Annotated in this window: 11 protein-coding genes and 1 pseudogene; 9 read left to right on the top strand and 3 right to left on the bottom strand. The window is 71.4% G+C overall.

The window, feature by feature from the left end; all coding sequences use genetic code 11:
• The first annotated feature begins 11 nt into the window (after positions 1-11).
• Positions 12-347, top strand: a complete 336-nt coding sequence (locus tag AC1D1T_RS08455) for a DUF4148 domain-containing protein (protein ID WP_052211205.1) — start codon at positions 12-14, stop codon at positions 345-347.
• Between the two features lie 27 nt (positions 348-374).
• On the opposite strand, the gene AC1D1T_RS08460 is transcribed toward AC1D1T_RS08455, so the two are convergent.
• Together AC1D1T_RS08460 and AC1D1T_RS08465 are read right to left on the bottom strand one after the other, a co-directional pair.
• On the bottom strand, positions 375-1,283 hold the full coding sequence (locus tag AC1D1T_RS08460) for a LysR family transcriptional regulator (protein WP_477826625.1): 909 nt from the start codon (positions 1,281-1,283) through the stop codon (positions 375-377).
• Positions 1,284-1,340: 57 nt separating this feature from the next.
• Positions 1,341-1,637, bottom strand: coding sequence for a hypothetical protein (locus AC1D1T_RS08465; protein ID WP_477826624.1), 297 nt, complete (start codon positions 1,635-1,637; stop codon positions 1,341-1,343).
• A gap of 265 nt (positions 1,638-1,902) precedes the next feature.
• On the opposite strand from AC1D1T_RS08465, the gene AC1D1T_RS08470 reads away from it, so the two are divergent.
• A complete protein-coding gene (locus AC1D1T_RS08470) occupies positions 1,903-2,349 on the top strand; it encodes a hypothetical protein (RefSeq protein ID WP_465110866.1) in 447 nt (148 codons plus the stop codon).
• A 37-nt stretch (positions 2,350-2,386) separates the two neighbouring features.
• Here AC1D1T_RS08470 and AC1D1T_RS08475 read toward each other — a convergent pair whose 3' ends face one another.
• On the bottom strand, positions 2,387-3,487 hold the full coding sequence (locus AC1D1T_RS08475) for a zinc metalloprotease (protein ID WP_477991760.1): 1,101 nt from the start codon (positions 3,485-3,487) through the stop codon (positions 2,387-2,389).
• Between the two features lie 245 nt (positions 3,488-3,732).
• On the opposite strand from AC1D1T_RS08475, the gene AC1D1T_RS08480 reads away from it, so the two are divergent.
• The 7 genes and pseudogenes from AC1D1T_RS08480 to AC1D1T_RS08510 form a co-directional block, all read left to right on the top strand.
• The gene (locus AC1D1T_RS08480) at positions 3,733-5,271 is read left to right on the top strand and encodes an Lcl domain-containing protein (RefSeq protein WP_477826622.1); all 1,539 of its coding nucleotides are present in this window, start codon (positions 3,733-3,735) and stop codon (positions 5,269-5,271) included.
• Positions 5,272-5,322: 51 nt separating this feature from the next.
• A complete protein-coding gene (locus AC1D1T_RS08485) occupies positions 5,323-9,090 on the top strand; it encodes a DUF4132 domain-containing protein (protein ID WP_477991761.1) in 3,768 nt (1,255 codons plus the stop codon).
• Complete coding sequence (locus tag AC1D1T_RS08490; RefSeq protein WP_477991762.1) at positions 9,087-12,203, top strand: DUF4132 domain-containing protein; 3,117 nt, start codon at positions 9,087-9,089, stop codon at positions 12,201-12,203. The genes AC1D1T_RS08485 and AC1D1T_RS08490 overlap by 4 nt, the downstream gene beginning before the upstream one ends.
• Entirely contained in the window at positions 12,200-13,291 is a 1,092-nt protein-coding gene (locus AC1D1T_RS08495; protein WP_465110861.1) for an ATP-binding protein, read from the top strand. The genes AC1D1T_RS08490 and AC1D1T_RS08495 overlap by 4 nt, the downstream gene beginning before the upstream one ends.
• On the top strand, positions 13,291-15,645 hold the full coding sequence (locus AC1D1T_RS08500) for a DUF5682 family protein (protein WP_477991763.1): 2,355 nt from the start codon (positions 13,291-13,293) through the stop codon (positions 15,643-15,645). The genes AC1D1T_RS08495 and AC1D1T_RS08500 overlap by 1 nt, the downstream gene beginning before the upstream one ends.
• 85 nt (positions 15,646-15,730) lie before the next feature.
• On the top strand, positions 15,731-16,876 hold the full coding sequence (locus AC1D1T_RS08505) for a VWA domain-containing protein (RefSeq protein WP_477991764.1): 1,146 nt from the start codon (positions 15,731-15,733) through the stop codon (positions 16,874-16,876).
• Positions 16,873-18,050 (top strand): annotated as a pseudogene (locus tag AC1D1T_RS08510) (hypothetical protein); the annotation flags it as partial. The gene AC1D1T_RS08505 and the pseudogene AC1D1T_RS08510, both read left to right, overlap by 4 nt.

Below are 18,050 nucleotides of genomic sequence, written 5' to 3' on the forward strand. Positions count from 1 at the left end.
GTACCGAGATCATGAAAGCAACCCTCGCACTGAGCATCGCCGCCCTGGGCCTCACCGTGCTGTCGCAAGCCGCGCGCGCCGACACCGACACCGCCGCCGATCGGGCCTACAACACGCCGTCGACGCTGACGCGCGCCGAAGTGCAGGCCGACCTGGCGCTGTGGCAGCGTGCCGGCCTGGAAGCCGCCGCCGGCCGCGAAAGCTTCGACCCGACGCGTCCCGACATCGCCAGCCGCCTGGCGCAGTACAAGCAATGGCGCAGCGGCGCGGAATACCGCACCGAACTGGCCCGCCTGCAGGACAAGTCGATGACGGCGCAAGCCCCGTCGGCCCGCACGGCCAACTGAGCTCCGCCCACCGGGCCGCGCTGTTCGTCAGGCCGCGAGGCTTGGCACCGGGCGGCAGGCCGAGGCCAGCGCGACCAGGTTCGGGTCGCGCTGCCTCGCCCGCAGGTAGTTGAGCCCGATGCGCTGGCGCACCTGGTAGCGCGACTGCAGCGGGATCAGTTCCACCTTGCCGCCGAGCACGTCGCGCACGCGGCCCGGCAGCAGCGTGCAGCCGAGGCCCCCGCCGACCAGGTTGATCAGCGTGAAGATGTCGCCGACCTCCATCGCGAGCTTCGGCACGAAACCGGCGTTGCGGAACGCGGCGTCGAAGCCGTCGCGCGTGACGAAGCCTTTGCGCAGCGTGATGAGGCGCTCATTGGCGCAGGCTTGCAGGTCGACCGCGCCGAGGCGGGCATGGCGCGAGCCGATCGGCGCCGCGAAATACATCGGGTCTTCGAACAGCGCGAGCGATTCGATGTCCGGCTCGGCCGGCGGGATCGCCATCAGCGCGGCATCCGTGGTGCCCGCGCGCAGTTGCGCAAGCAGCTCGGCATTCGAGCCCATCACCAGTTCGGCCTGCAAGTCCGGGCGCAGTTGCCGCATGTCGGCGACGAGCCGCGGCACTGTCTCGACCCCCAGCGAAAAGAGCGAGCCGATGCGGATGCGTGCGCCTGACCAGCCACCGGCCGCCCGCGCGGCCTGCACGCCGTCGTCGATCAGCTTCAGCGCGCTGCGCGCCGCATCGGCCAGCACGCGGGCCGCCTCGGTGGGCAGCAGATCACGGCCCTCGTGGCGGAACAGCGCGCAGTCGAGCGCGTCTTCCAGCGAGTGCAGCGCGCGGTGCACGCTGACCGTGCTCACATCCAGTTGCTCGGCGGCGCGCCGCAGGTTGCTGCTCTCCATGTAGGCGAGCAGCATCTCCAGCTTGCGCAGCGTGATCTCTTCCATCAGTGCCATGGCACGGTCCTCCCTGTGTTTTCGATGGATGCTAGCGGCGGCGACCCGCCGAGGTTGCTACGCAATGTTCCGTTCGTTGCAAGGCGCGCGCGGTGTGGGCCGCGGCGGCGCAAAGACGCCCTCGCAGTGCGGTGGGTAGACGAAAACGGGCAGGTTCAGCAGGTCGTCGGTCCAGCCTGTCCGGTTGCGGGCACGCAGGTGCGGTCGGCGGCCGCGGGAGCGCTCGACGGCCACCTCGCGACGGCGACAGGAGATCGGGTCGATGAAGTAGAGGCGCTGCGCGCCGGCTTCGATCAGCTCGATGGCGGCGGCCACGGGCAGCTGCCACATCAGCGAGCCGACGCGGGTGAACATCAGGCCGACGTGGGTGATCGCGCGGTGCGTGGGGTGGGAATGCCCTCCTCGTGCAAGCCCTCGGCGTCGTTCTGAAGGAACGTCGCCAGGAGCTGGGCATGACGCAGGAGGACCTGGCCGGCGAGGCGGAACTGGACCGCGCGTTCATCACGATGATGTGGTGCAGCGATCCGACAACCTCGCCCTTCCAAGCGTTACACCTCGCCGGTCAACACACCAGCCACCCGAGCCGTTGGATGTCCCATCAACGACTCCGGATGCGCCCATGCACCCCGTCACCCGAATCCTGTCGCGGCTCGCCGCCGCGGCCTGCCTGGCCTTCGCCCTCACCGCCTGCGGTGGCGGTGGCGACGACGGCAGCGTCACGTTCGACATCGGCGTCATCGTCGCGGGCCAGCCGCTCAGCAGCGGGTACATCCACTCCGGCTCGTCGCAGAGCATCTCGGTCTGGGCCGGTGATTCGCTGCAGCTCGATGCCAGCGAGCCGGTCGTGTGGTCGCTGCAGGTCGCGGGCACCTCGGTCAGCGGCAGCGGCACCACGGTGTACTACGGCGGCATCGGCGTCACCATCGACACGATCAGCGCATCACGCATCCTCGTCGACACCTTCGACACCAGTGCCTTCAGCACGCCGGTCGCACTGACCTTCACCGCAACCTCCACCTACGACGCAGCCGTCGTGGCCACGGTGACGGTGTACGTCTACTACTGAGCAAGCTCACCGACACCTGATCGTCGAGGCCCCGCGCTCAGGTCACCATCAGCGACGTCGTCCCCGACTGCCCCGGCTGGTACAGCCGCAGGCGCACGTGGTACGTGCGGCCCTTGAAGAGCTTGTACGTGATGCTCGCGTTGCGGTCTTCGCCGCTGTCGTCGTCGGCGGCCAGGAAGCTCGGCTTGCCGCCGATCTCCTCGAACAGCGCGAGCAAGGTGTCGGTCGCGCCCTTGGTCGCGATGGTGTACTTGCGCGACACCGTCGGCTTGAAGGTGCAATCGATCTGCTGGCCGGCCGCCAGGTCGGCAGCGATCGACTGGAACGGCTGCAGCACCGTCGGCACCGGCGCATTGCCGGGGTACCACTTCACGACCCAGGCCTTGTCGGCACTCGACAGCGTGCCCGGCGGCACCAGGCCCTCCAGGTCGTACTTCTGCGGCTCGTCGATCAGGCCGGGCTCGAACTCGTACTCCATGATCGAATCGGGATCCCAGGCCGAGCCCTGCACCTGCTGCGTGTCGAGCTTCTCGAGGATGTTGTGGAAGGTCGTCGCGCGCGACCAGTTGTTCGGCGGTGCCGCCAGCGAGGCATACACCGCTTCCTCGTGCCACCTGATCCCGGCGAACGGGTTCTGGTGTTCGTGCTCCATGCCGAACACGTGGCCGAGCTCATGCAATGCCGTGCCCCTGCCGTACGGCGTCGTGAGGTCCCAGCCGTAGACGGTGGTCGGCTCGGTGAGCGGGATCTTCAGGACGTCGCGGCCCACCGCCGATGCGGAAATGCCGTCGGCCAGCGAGTAGCCGATGCGCACCTCCGCCTCGCTCAGCGAATCGACCTCGACGAACTCCAGGCCGATGCCGACCGCCTTCCAGGTGTCGAAGGCGGGACGCACCGCATCGGCCTGCGACTTCGGCACCGCATAGTGCGACCCGCCGCTGAAGAAGCAATAGTGCAGCACCGTGCGGTTCGCCCACTTCGAGCGACCGGACAGGATCGCCGCGGCACGCCGCGGATCGGCCATCACCGCATCGGACAACTTCGGCCTGGGCCGCGGCGGCGTGCTGCACAAGGGCTTGGCCATCGGCTTGCCGTGAGACGTCGATCCACCACCATGACTGCTGCGTGACGTGCCCATGCGAATCTCCTGGATGCTGCCGGTAGGAGCCTCCACAGATTAGTCAGCACACGCCTGCACTTCCATCATCAACCGAGAGGAGCGAGCGACCGTCGGTCGGGCGCCGGCCACGCCGCTGCGCAGTTGGTGACGCGCTTCACGCCGTGTGCCGCTTGTCGATCAAGCCGCAGGCCGAAACGGCCGATATGTCCGCAGCCCCCGTCCATTCCCGGACGCGGGCACCTGTGCACACAAGGGAAGCGGCGATGACACGGATCAGGCAGTTGTTGATCGGCACCGCCATCGGCGTGCTGGCCGCGTGCGGCGGCTCGGGTGGGGGTGGCAGCGGCAGCACCACGACCGCGATGACCGGCAACTCGATCGGCAACGCACCCGCGACGAGCACCGTGTCGGGCGTGGTGGCCGACAAGCACGGCGTGGCGATCCAGGGCGTGCTGGTCACCGTGTTCCATCACAACGACCACACGACCCGCACCGCCACCACCGGCGTCGACGGCCGCTATGCGATCACCGGGCTGAGCGCCGGCGTCAATGCGGACTACGCGGTCTACGCGCAGCAGGCCGGGCTCGCCTTCTACCCGTCGATCGGCGACGCGGCCGGCTCGGTCACGAAGATGGATTTCAACGGGCTCTACCGCACCGTGATCCGCTTCGCGACACTGCCGACGCACGATGTCGCGAACGCGGACTTCACAGCCTCGCGCGCGGGCGACCGGATGGCGAGCCTGCCGCGCACCGGGCAGTCAACGAGCTTCGCGGCCGGCGATGACGGCGCGCTCGCGCATGGCGTCGCGTGGCCCGGCACCCGGTTCATCGACAACGCCGACGGCACCGTCACCGATGCGCTGACCGGCCTGGTGTGGCTGAAGAACGCCGGCTGCTTCAACGCGACCGACTGGCCGACCGCACTCGCCGCGGCCGCGCAACTGGCCAGCGGCGCCTGCGGCCTGAGCGACGGCTCGGCCGCAGGGCAATGGCGCATGCCGAACGCGAACGAGCTGGAGAGCCTGGTCGACGTGTCGCAGGCCGGCCCGGCGGTGGCGAGCGGCCATCCGTTCACCGGCATCGCCGTTGCCAACGCGTACTGGAGCTCGACCACCTACATGGCGTTGACGAGCAGCGCGATGGCCATCCGCTTCAGCGACGGGCGCTGGATCAACGGCGCGAATGCAGCCGATGGCGGCATGAGCAACGTGAAGGCCGGTTCGGTGAACTCGCTGTGGGCGGTGCGCTCCGGCGCCGCCGGCGCCGTGCAGCTGCTGGCCACCGGCGTGTACGCCGGCATCGGCGGCGGCTCGTTCGGCACCGCCGACGACGCCGCCCTGCAGGCCGGCGCGCCCCTCACCTCGCCGCGCTTCATCGACAACGGCGACGGCACGCTGGCCGACACGGTGACGGGCCTCACCTGGCTGAAGAAGGCCGATTGCATCCAGCAGCCCTGGTCGGGCGCACTGGCGGCGGTGAACGCGCTCGCGAGCGGCCAATGCGGCCTCGCCGACGGATCGGTCGCCGGACAGTGGCGCCTGCCCAACCGCGCCGAGATGCTGAGCCTGTCGGACCGCGCGCCGACCTTCCCGCAGGCCTCGTACCTGAATGGCCAGTACCAGGCCGGCTCGGCGGTCACCGGCCCCGCGGTGTTCGACAACTTCATCGTCTCGGATTACTACTGGTCGTCGACCACGAGCGCCGCCGACAGCAGCGAAGCCTGGGCCGTCTACAGCTGCGACTTCGGCGTGTACAACGTCGCGAAGTCCGAGCTGCGCTACGCACTCGCCGTGAGGTAGTGCCCCGATATAGTCCTCTGCTGTACGCAGCAGACAGGAAGGACGCGGGGCATGCGCCGATTCGAGCTGGTCGAGGGAACATCGAGCAAGTTCTGGGAGGTGGCCGTGGCCGGCAGCGACGTGACGGTGCGCTTCGGCCGCATCGGCACCAACGGCCAGACCAAGACCAAATCGTTCGCGAGCGCCGCGGCAGCGCAGACCGAGCACGATGCGCTGGTGAAGGAGAAGACCGGCAAGGGCTATCGCGAGGCCGGCGTGGCCGCGGGGGCGACGCTGGCAGCGGTCGCGGCAGCCGCTGCGGCGCCTGCGGCACCGAAGGCCGCCGTGGCAGCGACACTCCCCGTCGCGCCGCCACCGGCCGCGGCACCCAAGGCCCCGCCGCCTGCAGCCGCCCCCACCGCAGATGCCGCGCCGATCGAGTGGCCGCACGGCGGCTTCGAGTGGAACGATGCCTTGCGCAGCGACGTGCCGGTGGTACGCGGTGTCCATGCGCCGACACCGATCGACGGCCACGTGCTGCTGGCCTCGCCCTTCAGCGTTTACGAGACCCAGTACTCCCACGGCAAGCAGGAGTTCGCCGAACTCGCAACGCGCCTGAACCGCCCCTGGTCGCCGTGGAGCGCCGCCACCTTCGCCGAGAAGACCCAGGCCGCGCAGCTGGCGCAGGCCGATCCGGATGCCTGGCTGGAGCTTTGTGCGCAGAGCCTGCACGCCAACGTCCTGCACCAGGGCGACCACTACGGCAACCACGGCCTGCACTGGAGCACCTACGTCGGCATCGCGCTGCACGGCGTGCCGTTCATGCTCGAGATCGCGCTCGACCTCGCGCGCGGCGTGCACCCTCACGAGTACACGCTGAGCCGCGTCATCCAGTCGCAGTTCCAGGCGCTGCGCAACGTGATCGCCGCGGCCGACGAGGCCGAACACGATGCGGCCGTCGCCACGCTGGAGCGCCAGGCCGGCTCGACGCCGCTCGACCGGCTGCTGCGTGCCGTGCTGTGCCCGCATCGCACCGACTGGGCCCTCGCCGCGATGGCCGACGCTCCTGGCAGCGACTGGCCCTTCCTGCGCGACTGCGTGGTGCCGGCCGACGCGATGCGGCGCTATCTGAAGCCGGTCGCGCCGTACTTCTACGCGCTGAAAGACGCCCTGCTGCTGCAGATCCGCCTGCACGGCGTCGATGCCTTCGAGCTGCTCGCCGACCTGCTGCGCCGAGCCAGCGACCGCGACAACAGTGAGAAATACATCGCGCTGGTGCTGCGCATGCGCGTGCCGCAGAGCATCGCGCTGTTGACTGAGTTGATCGAGCGCAAGGAGGCACGCGCCGCGCTCGACAAGCTGGCTGAGCGCTACCCGGCCGCCACACTGCAGTGCGTGATCGGCCATGCTCTCGCCACGCGCTCTCGGCTCGCCGAAGGTTGGGCGGTGCGGCTCGCGCTGAGAGAACCCGCCGCGCTGGCGCAGGCCCTGCCCACGCTGGCCGACGGCGAGCGCGAGCGCTTCCAGGCGCTGCTCGATGCGCTGCAGAGCGCCGAGGCCGCGCCCGAGCAGTTGCCGCCGCTGCTGCGCGAGCCGCCGTGGTTGCGCAAGGCGCGCGCCACGGATCTGCCAACGCTCGACATCGTGGCCCGCACGACGCCCGATCGCATCGAATGGACCGCCGATGAACGCAAGCGGCATGCCTCCCTCCAGGTCAATCCCTGGTACACCAAGCAGTTGCCGAGCCCGACCGCGCATGCGATGACCGAGATGCAGATCACGGCGGAAGGCCAGGCGCGCGTGATGGCCGGCCAGCCGCTGCTGCCCGAGGACTTCAAGATCACGAAGCAGTACTTCTACGGCCAGGCGCCCGGCCTCTTGCTGCTGTTCCCCGAGCCCGCCGCACTCGCGCTGTGGAACAGCTACCCATCGAAGCATTGGTATTCGTACAGCGATGTCGATGCGCCGATTCGCGCCATCCTCGCCCGCCACGGCGAGGCCGCGGTGCCGGGCTTCGTCGGCTACGTGCAGTCGTATCCGGAAGGCGGGCTGTCGCTCGCGATCGACGTCGACAGCGCGCAGCTCGTGCCGATTGCCCTGCATGCGCTGCGCAACCTGAAGAAGGCCAAGGCGCAGGCCATCGCGTGGCTGCGCGCGCACGCCGACACCGCGCTGACACAGGCTCTGCCGCTCGCCTTCGGCAAGGACCGCACGGCACGCGAGAACGCACAGTTCGGCCTGCGCTGGCTGATGGCCAACGGCTTCGAGGCGCAGGCCCGCAAGATCGCCGAGTCGTACGACACGACGGAAGGCACCCCGATGCAGCAGGCACTGCAAGCCCTGCTCGACGCCGACCCGCTGCTGGTGCTGCCGGCGCGCATGCCGAAGCTGCCGGTGTTCTTCGTCGCGCCTGCGCTGCGCCGCCCGCTGCTGCGCGACGGCGGCGAGGCCTTGCCGACCAGCGCCATCGAGCACATCGGTTCGATGCTCGCGATCAGCCGGCTCGAGGCGCCCTACCCCGGCCTCGCGATCGTCAAGGAGCTCTGCACGCCGGCCTCGCTGGCCGAGTTCGCCTGGGACCTGTTCGAGGCCTGGATCGCCGCCGGCGCGCCGAGCAAGGACGGCTGGGCCTTCGCCGCGCTCGGCCTGCTGGGCGATGACGAGACCGCGCGCCGGCTCGCGCCGCGCATCCGCGAGTGGCCCGGCGAATCGGCGCACCAGCGTGCGGTCACCGGGCTGGACCTGCTGGCCGCGATCGGCAGCGATGTCGCGCTGATGCACCTGAACGGCATCGCCGGCAAGGTCAAGTTCAAGGCGCTGCAGGACCGCGCGAAGGAGAAGATCGCCGCGGTGGCCGAGGTGCGCGGCTTCACCGCCGCCGAGCTGGCCGACCGGCTGGTGCCCGACCTGGGGCTCGACGAGCACGGCGCGCTGGCGCTCGATTTCGGGCCGCGCCGCTTCTTCGTCGGCTTCGACGAGACGCTGAAGCCGTTCGTGAAGGATGCGCAGGGCGTGCGCCTGAAAGACCTGCCGAAGCCGATCAAGAGCGACGACGCCGCGCTGGCCGAGGCGGCAACCGATCGCTTCAAGCAGCTGAAGAAGGACGCCAAGGCCATCGCCAGCCTGCAGGTGACGCGGCTCGAGATGAGCATGGTCGAGCGGCGCCGCTGGACGGCGGTCGATTTCAAGCTGTTCTTCCTCGATCACCCGCTGATGCGCCACCTGGCGGCGCGCGTGGTGTGGGGCGTGTACGAAGCCCGCGAGGGCGATCCGGCCGGCATGCTGGCCAGCGCCTTCCGCGTCGCTGAGGACTGGACGCTCGCCGACGGCGACGACGTGCAGACCACGCTGCCCGACGAGGCCAACGTCGGCATCGTCCACGTGCTGGAGATGCCGGCAGCGATGCAGGCCGCGTTCGGCCAGGTGTTCGCCGACTACGAGATCCTGCAGCCGTTCAAGCAGCTCGGCCGCGAGACCTACCGGCTCACGCCCGACGAGTTGCAAGGCACCGAGCTGAAGCGCTTCGAGCAGAAGACAGTGGCCACCGGCAGCGTGATGGGCCTGGTCAACCGCGGCTGGGAGCGTGGTGCCGCGCAGGACGGCGGCTGGGTCGGCTGGTTCACGAAGCGCGTGGCCGGCGGGCTGGAGGTCGAGCTCGAACTCGACCCCGGCACCGTGATCGGCGGCCTGAGCTACGAGCCGAAGCAGCGCATCCCGAAGATCGTGCTGCGCGAGGCCGGCACCTGGGCCCAGCAAGGCCATGTGAAATTCGAGCGGCTCGACCCGATCATCGCGAGCGAGGTGCTGCGCGACGCCGACCTGCTGGCGCCGCTGCCATGAAGAAGGCACCCCTCGGCTTGGTCTGGCCCACCGGCGGCTTCCAGTGGACGCCCGAGTGGCTGGCGCTGTTGCCGGTGATGCGCGGCGTTCACCTGCCTTCATCCGCACCGTCGGCCCCGCAGAGCCCTGCCGCCGCGCTGGAAGCCGCGTTGGGAAACCCGCTGCCCCAGGCCCACGCGGAGTGGTTCGCGCGCTTCGAGCCGCTGCGTGACGCGGTCGCTTGCGCCGACGAGGCCGCGTACGAAGCCGCGCTCGCGGTGGCGCAGCGCGGCAGAACGGGTTCTTCGCCGGCCGCCCGTGCCTGCGCCTTCGTCTTCCCGCACCTCGGCGAGTGGACGGCCGAATGGCTGGCCGCGCACGGCAAGGAGCCCTGGGGGCATGCGGTGCTGTGCTGGTCCGCGATGCAGCCGGCCGACTTTCTCGCGCATGCCGCGGCACACCCCTGGCTCGATCACGCCACGTTGACGAAGGGCGTGCTGCTGCAGTTGAAGCTGCATGGCGAGGCAGCGCTGGAGGTGCTGGCGTGGTTCATCCGCACGCGCCTGAGCTCGCGCGATCCCAAGATCGGGACGCAGGCCCTCAAGCTCGCGGCGCAGATGAAGGTGCCCGGCCTGCTGCCGCTGCTCGCGGCGCAATCGGACCACAAGAAGGTGCGCGACGCGCTGGAGAAGCTGGCGAAGACCCATCCGGTGGCGGTGCTGTTCACGGTGATCCGCCAGGCGATGGCCGGGCGCAGCCGGGCCGCCGAGACCTGGGCCTTGCGGTTGGCGCATGAGTGGCCGGAGGCCTTGCCTGCGGCGCTCGATGCGCTGGAGCCGGCGCTGCGCACCCGCTTCGAGGGCGCGGTGGCGGCGCTGAATCCGGTGGAAGCGCCCGACGAGGCCGTGCCGCCGATCCTGCGCGAACCACCGTGGCTGCGCGCCGATCGGCCGGGGCAGTTGCCGGTGCTGGAGGTTGCTGCCATCGCGACGCCCGAGGCGCTGGCATGGCGGCAGGATCTGCTGGAGCGCCTGAAGTCCGCGCCGCGCCAGTTGAACCCCCAACGCGATGCACACGGCTTTCCAGCCGAGCTGAAGCTCACCGATGCGGGCGCGCAGCGCCTGCTGGCGGGCCAGCCGCTGCAGGACGGCGACACCTCGGCGACCTATGCCTCGATGTCGCTGCTGTTCGACGCGCCGCAGGCCGCGCAGCTCACGCTGTGGAACAGCTTCCCGCCCGAGCGCTGGATGCTCAGCCCCTGGAGCCTCGACGCCGAACAGGTGCTGGCCCGCCTCGGCGTGGCAGCGATCCCCGGCATGGTCGCGGTGCTGTCGACCCACCAGGGCAAGGGCCCGCGCATCGCGCTGCTGATGGACACGCCGCTGCTGGTGCCGCGCATGGCGAAGCTGCTGCGGCAAGCGCGTGTGCACCGCAGCGCCGCCGCCGAGTGGATCGCGAAGTTCCCCCGCACGGTGTTGTCGCATGCGCTGCCCGCGGCGTTCTCGGCGCAGCACAGCGCGGAGCGCGACGACGCGCGCTACACGTTGCGCTGGATGGCGGAGCAGGCAGGCGGGCGCACCGCGCTGCTCGAAGCCGCTGCAGCCTATGGCGAGGCGATGACCCAGGCCGCCACCGCGCTGCTCGCCACCGACCCGCTGGACATCCTGCCGGGCGAGATGCCGCCGGTGCCGGCCTTCTGCGAGGTGGCCACGATGCGCCGCCCGCACCTGCTCGCCGGCGGCGCACTCAGCGTTGCCGCCACCGGGCACCTGGTGCGCATGCTGATGATCGGCCAGCCCGATGCGCCCTACCCTGGCGTCGCGCTCGTGCAGGCCGCGTGCACACCCGCGAGCCTGGCCGAGTTCGCCTGGGACCTCCATGAGGCTTGGGCCGGCGCCGGCGCACCCAGCAAGGACGGCTGGGCCTTCCGCACGCTGGGCCTGCTGGGCAACGACGAGACGGCCCGCCGCCTGATCCCGCGCATCAACGACTGGGCGAGCGCGCCAGGCACCCGCGGCCGCGCCGAATCCGCGCTCGACCTGCTGGCCGCCATCGGCACCGACGTGGCATTGATGCTGCTGAACACGCAGGCCACCAAGGGCCGGCACAAGCGCGTGCAGTTGCGCGCCGCCGGGATGATCGCGACGGTGGCCGATGCGCGCGGGCTCACGCTCGATGAACTCGGCGACCGGCTGGCGCCGACGCTCGGCCTCGACGAACCCGATGCGGCGATCTTCGATTTCGGCTCGCGCAAGTTCTCCCTCAGCTTCGACGAAAGCCTGAAGCCCGTCGTGCGCGACGCACGCAGCCTGCGACTGAAAGACCTGCCCAAGCCGCTGAAGGGCGACGACGCCACGCTCGCCGGCCCGGCGGCCGAGCGTTTCAAGCAGTTGAAGAAGGACGTGCGCGCCATCGCCAGCCTGGAGATCACGCGGCTGGAGCGCGCGATGCGCAACGCCCGTCGCTGGCCGCTGCCCGAGTTCCGGCGCTTCTTCCTCGCCCATCCGCTGATGCGCCACCTGGCGACGCGCCTGGCCTGGGCCACCTACGACGGCGGCACGCTGCGCCAGCCTTTCCGCGTGGCCGAGGACTGGACGCTCGCGGATGCGGCGGACGAACAGCTCGCGCTGCCCGAGGCCGCGCAGATCGGCATCCTGCACGTGCTCGAACTCGACGCGTCGGTGAAGGCGCAGCTCGGCCAGCTGTTCGGCGACTACGAGATCCTGCAGCCGTTCAAGCAGCTGCAGCGCGAGACCTACGCGCTGACGCCGCATGAGAAGCAGCAGCGCACGGTCAAGCGCTTCGAGAACCGCGATGTCGCGACCGGCGCCGTGATCGGCCTCGACCAGAAGGGCTGGGAGCGCGGCGGCGCGGAAGACGGCGGCATGGTCCGCGAGTACGCGCGCGACGCGCCCGGCGGCCTGCGCATCACGCTGCGCTTCAGCCCCGGCATCTTCGTCGCCGGCGGCGTGCTGGAGGCGCGCCAGTCGCTCGAGTGGCTCACGCTCGCGCGCCGCTCGGCCGAAGGCACCGTCGAAGCGCTATCGTTCGACGCACTCGACCCGGTGTCCGCCAGCGAGATGCTGCGCGACATCGACCTGCTGAACCCTGCCCTTTCACAGCCTCAGCCATGACCGACCGCACCACCGCCATCCGCAGCCAGCGCCCGCCCGCCGAGCTGCTCTACGCCGACGAGCTGGCCCAGCTCGCGAAGCACGACAGCGGCCCGGTGCCGCCAGGCTGGCGCCTGTCGATGAAGGCGGTGATGCGCTTCATCGGCGGCGCGCCGGGAATCCGCCGCAAGATCGTCTGCGCGCCCAGCCTGCTCGAGCGCGCGATGGTCACGCTGGCGTCGAACCGTGCGCTGCTGCTGGTCGGCGAGCCGGGCACCGCGAAGAGCCTGCTGTCGGAGCTGCTCGCGGCGGCCATCAGCGGCACCAGCACGCTGACCATCCAGGGCAGCGCCGCCACCACCGAGGACCAGATCAAGTACGGCTGGAACTACGCGCTGCTGCTCAACGACGGCCCGAGCCCGCGCGCGCTGGTGCCGTCGCCGCTGTACCGCGCGCTGCGCGACGGCCGCATCGTGCGCTTCGAGGAGATCACCCGCTGCCCGCCCGAGGTGCAGGACGGCCTGCTGTCGATCCTCTCCGAGCGGTTGCTGATGGTGCCGGAGCTCGCCGACGACAACGCGGTGTTCGCCGCGCAGGGCTTCAACCTGATCGCCACCGCCAACACCCGCGACCGCGGCGTCAACGAGATGTCGGCCGCGCTGAAGCGGCGCTTCGCGTTCGAGACGGTGTTCCCGATCGCCGACTACGACGAAGAGCTCGCGCTGGTGCGCGCCGAGCTGGCGCGGCTGCTGGCGCAGGACCAGATCGCGGTGCAGCCGTCCGACGACGTGCTGGAGGTGCTGGTCACCACGTTCCGCGAATTGCGCACCGGGCTCGACAAGGACGGCAATGCCGGCGAGCGGCTGTCGACCGTCGTCAGCACCGCCGAGGCGGTCAGCGTCGCGCATGCGGTCGCGCTGCGCGGCCACTACCTGCGCGGCGATGCCGGCCAGCCGGCCGACATCGTCGAGGCGCTGGCCGGCGCCGCCGCGAAGGACAACGCCGACGACCTGAAGAAGATCCGCCGCTACATCGAGCAGCGCGCCAGCCGCCGCAAGGGCGAGCACTGGCAGGCCTTCCACGCGGCGCGGCACCTGCTGCCGGAATGATGCCGACCGGCCCCGTCCGCGTGGTCGGCGTGCGCCACCACAGCCCCGCCTGCGCGCGGCTGGTGGCGCAGGTCATCGCGCAGGAGCGGCCGCAGGCCGTGCTGATCGAAGGCCCGAGCGATTTCAACCCGCGCCTCGGCGAGCTGCTGCTCGACCATGAACTGCCGCTCGCGCTGTACAGCTATGCCAACGAAGACGGGCAGGCGGCGCAGTGCTGGTTCCCGCTGCTCGACCATTCGCCGGAGTGGGTGGCGCTGCGCGAAGGCCGGGCAGTGGGCGCGGCGCTGCGCTTCATGGACCTGCCGCACTGGCGCTACCGCGCGCTGCCCGATGCGCAGCGCCGCACCGCCGGGCGGCGCAATGCCCGCTCGCGCTACRCGCAGGTGGTCGACCACCTGTGCCGCCGCTTCGGCTGTGACAGTGACGACGCGCTGTGGGATCACCTGTTCGAATCGCAGCCCGCCGACGCGTCGCCGGACGAGCTGTCGCGCAAGCTCGACCTGTACTTCGCCGAGCTGCGCGGCGACGAGGCCGGCACCCCGCAGGACCAGGCGCGCGAGGCCCACATGGCGCAGTGGATCGCGTGGGCGGCCGCCAACTTCGAGCGCGTGCTGGTGGTGTGCGGCGGCTGGCACAAGCCGGCGCTGGAGCGGACCCTTCGACAGGCTCAGGGCGAACGGGGGGGCGAGCCCGAGGTGCCGCAACCCGCCGATGACCGCGCCGCCGGCTGCTACCTGGTGCCGTTCGAGTTCCGCCAGGTCGATGCGCTCGGCGGCTATGCCGCGGGGCTGCCGTCGCCGATGTACTACCAGTGGGTGTGGCAGCACGGGCTGCGGCCGGCCGGCGACCGCGCGGTCGCGACGATGGTGGCGCGGCTGCGCCGTGCGCAGGTGCCGCTGTCGACCGCCGACCTGCTGGCCTTCGAGCGCAGCGCCGCCGCGCTGGCCGCGTTGCGCGGGCACGCGGTGCCGCTGCGCGTCGACCTGCTCGATGCACTGCAATCGGCCGTCGTCAAGGAGGCGCTGGAGGTACCGGCCCCGTGGAGCAACGACCGCCGCCTCGGCGCGCACCACCACCCGGTGCTGCGCGAGGCCCTGCTCGCGCTGACCGGCGACGGTGCCGGCCGCCTGCATGGCGACACGCCGCTGCCGCCCTTGCTGCACGACGTGCGGCAACGGCTGGCCGCGCTCAACCTGCAGATCGAACGCACCGCCCACCAGCTCGTGCTCGACCGCCGCCGCGCCGAGGACACCCCGCGCGCGCACCTGCTGTGGCAACTGCGCTGCCTGCAGGTCAGCGGCGTGCAGCTGGTCGAGACGAAGGCACCGCGTGCCGCGCGCGGCCTGGCCCGCGAGCTGGCCTACGAGGAGCACTGGCGGCTGCAGCAGACCGAGCGCTGGTACCCCGACCTGATCGAGGCCGCGATGCATGGCGCGACGCTCGAGGCCGCGGCACGCCAGGCACTGCTGCGCCAGGTGGCCGATGCGCAGGGAGACGCCACGGTGCTGGCGCAGTGCCTGATGCAGGCGATCCGCGCCGGCCTGCTCGACATGGGCCACGAGCTCGCGCAGCAATTGCGCGAAGGGATCGGCAGCAGCCACGACCACGGCGCGCTCGCGCGTGCCGCGCAGTCGCTGGCCGCGATCGTCGAGGCCGGCTTCTGGGGCGACGACCCGCGCGCGCTGCTCGAAGACACGCTGGCGCTGATGGCCGGCCAGCTGCTGTGGCTGCTCGAAGGCCGCGACGGCGCCGGCAGCCCGCAGCTGCTGGAGGCCGACGTGCACGCGGCTGCCGTGTTCGACACGCTGCTGCGGCTGCACCTGCCCGCGCTCGACGGCGGCTTCGTGCGGCAGACGATGGCCCGCCTCGCGCGCAGCCCCTCGAAGCCGCCGGCACTGCGCGGCGCGGCGCTCGGTGTCGCGTTCCAGCACGACGCGCTGGTGGATGACGCCAGGGCCGACGGCGCGCAGGCCGCGCGCGACGAGGTGATCGCGATCACACGTGCGATGCCGCCGCGCGACGCGCTCGGCGATTTCCTCTACGGCCTGTTCTCGTGCGCGCGGGCGCTGGCGAGCGAGAGCGACGGCATCGTGCGCGCCATCCATGCGGCGCTCGACGGCATGGGCGTCGAGGATTTCCTGGTCGCGCTGCCGGCGCTGCGCTCGGCGCTCGGCTGGTTTCCGCCGCGCGAGCGCGGCGCGCTGGCGGCCCACGTCGCGCGGCTGCTCGGCCTCGACGCCGGCCAGCGGCAGCGCCTGCTGAGGCTGCACGACGGCACCGAGGCACTGCTCGATGCGCGCCGCGTCGAGGCGCAGGCGATGGCCTGGGCGAACCAGATCGGGCTGCTGACATGAGGCGGGCCGAGCGCCGGGCCGCTCCCAAGCCGGCCCGCATCCCCTCGGGGGATCGATCGATGTACTCATCGAGCGAGGGGTTGTCATGACGAAGCCGCTGCCCGAACTCGACGCCGCCGAGCGCTGGCGCCTGCTGCTCGGCGAGGCCGCCGACGCGAGCCTCGGCGCGGCCGGCGGCCACGCGGCCGCGATGGACCGCTCGCTCGCGTGGCTGTACGGCCGCGACGACCCGTCGCAGGACGGCCGGCACGCCGACGACGCGCTCGACCGCCACGGCGGCAGCGAAGCCTCGCAGCTGACGGTGCCGGAGTGGATCAACGGCATCCACGAGCTGTTCCCGAAGGAGACGATCGAACGCCTGGAGCGCGACGCAATCGAGCGCTACGGCATCGACGAGGTGGTGACCAACCTCGACGTGCTGGAGCGCGCGACGCCGAACCCGGCGCTGCTGCAGGCGGTGCTGCGCACCAAGCACCTGATGAATCCGCAGGTGCTGGCGATGGCGCGCAAGCTGGTCGACAAGGTGGTGCGCGAGCTGGTCGAGAAGCTCGCGAAGCAGGTGCAGCGCGCCTTCAGCGGCGCGCGCAAGCCGCAGCAGCTGAGCCTGCAGGGGGCAGTCAGCCAGTTCGCCGCGCGCGAGACGCTGAAGCGCAACCTGCGCCACTACGATGTGCAGCGCGGCCGGCTCGTGATCCAGCGGCCGCTGTTCCACGTCAACACGCGGCGCGTGCTGGAGCCCTGGCAGGTCTTCCTGCTGGTCGACCAGAGCGGCAGCATGCTGAACTCGGTGATCCATTCGGCGGTGACGGCCGCCTGCCTGTGGGGCCTGCCGGGCATCAAGACGCACCTGATCGCGTTCGACACCGAGGTGGTCGACCTGAGCGACAGCGTCACCGACCCGGTCGAGGTGCTGATGGGCGTGCAGCTCGGCGGCGGCACCTTCATCGGCAAGGCGGTGGGCTACGCGGCAGAGCGCATCAGCGTGCCGCGGCGCGCGGTGGTCGTGATCGTCAGCGACTTCTACGAGGGCATGCCGGAGCACGTGCTGATCGGCCACGTGCGCGCGCTGGTGGCGCAGGGCAGCACCGTGCTCGGGCTGGCCGCGCTCGACGAGCGGGCCGACCCGGTCTACGACAAGGAGCTGGCCGGCCGGCTGGTGGAGGCCGGCGCGCAGGTCGGCGCGATGACGCCGGGGCAGCTCGCCGCCTGGCTCGCGGAGAAGCTGAAGTGAGCGCGGTGGGGGCGATCGTCCGCGACGACCTGCTGCACCTGTCGCCCGAGGCGCTGTCGCATGCGGCGAATGCCGGCATCGTCAAGCGTGCGGTGCGCGAGTTGGCCGGCGGCTACCGGCCGCGGCTGTCGGTGGACGCGCAGGGGCTGCTGGAGGCGGTGTTCGACGATGGCGTGTCGTGCCGCTGGCCGGCGGGCGTGGCGATCCAGGATGCGCGCTGCAGCTGCAACGCGGCCGGCGTGTGCCGGCACCGCGTGATCGCGGCGCTGGCGTACCGCGAATCGGCTTCGGCACAGGCGGAACAGGCGGCCGCGCCGCTGCCGGTCGCAGCACCCGTGGCCGATGCCGACGATGCGGCGCTGGCCCGCGTCGTGCCGGCCACGCTGCTGACGCAGGCCGGCCTGCTGCGCGATGCCGGCATCAGCATCGAGGTGCGGCAGCGCGGCGGCGGCGACCCGTGCGACACCGCGCGGCTGCCGAGCGCGACCGTGCGCTACTGGGGCGGTGCCGCACTCGAGACCGCGCGCTGCGACTGCGTGCGCGCGGCGGCCTGCGAGCACGTCGCGCTGGGCGTGTGGGCGTTCCGCGCCGCACGCGAACAGGATGCAGCGGCACCGCAGCTCACGGTGCGGCTGGGCTCGGCAGGCCAGGCTCACGCGGTCGAGCGCGCGCCGTTCGAGCAGCTGGTGGAGGCGATCGCGCGGCACGGCGTGTCGCAAGGCGCCGATGCATGGATGCAAGGCCTGTCGACCGCACGCATCGCCGCGACCGAAGCGGCCTGGCTGTCGCTGCTGCTCGCCGACCTGGAGACCTGGGGCGAGGGCTACGCGAAGCGCCGCGCGCTGTACGACGCCGCGCAGGGCGTCGACCTGCTGGCCGAGCTGGGCCTGCGGCAGGCCGCGGGCGGCCTGCCTGGCCATGCCGGCGCCGTGCTGGGCATCGGCCAGGCGGGAGAGACCGCGCTGGACCGGGTCAGGCTGATGTGCCTGGGCGCGCGCACGCAGCGCGACGGCGAGGCGCGCCGCACCACCCTCGTGATGGCCGACATCGACACCGGCACGCGCCTGGTGCTGGCGCATGCGTGGCAGGTGCCCGAGGCGCGGCGTGCCGACGAGGCCGCGATCCGCGCCGCCGAACGGCTCGCGCCTGGCGTGCTGCTGGAGGCGCTGGCGCG

The organism is Rhizobacter sp. P2_H3, assembly GCF_056403355.1.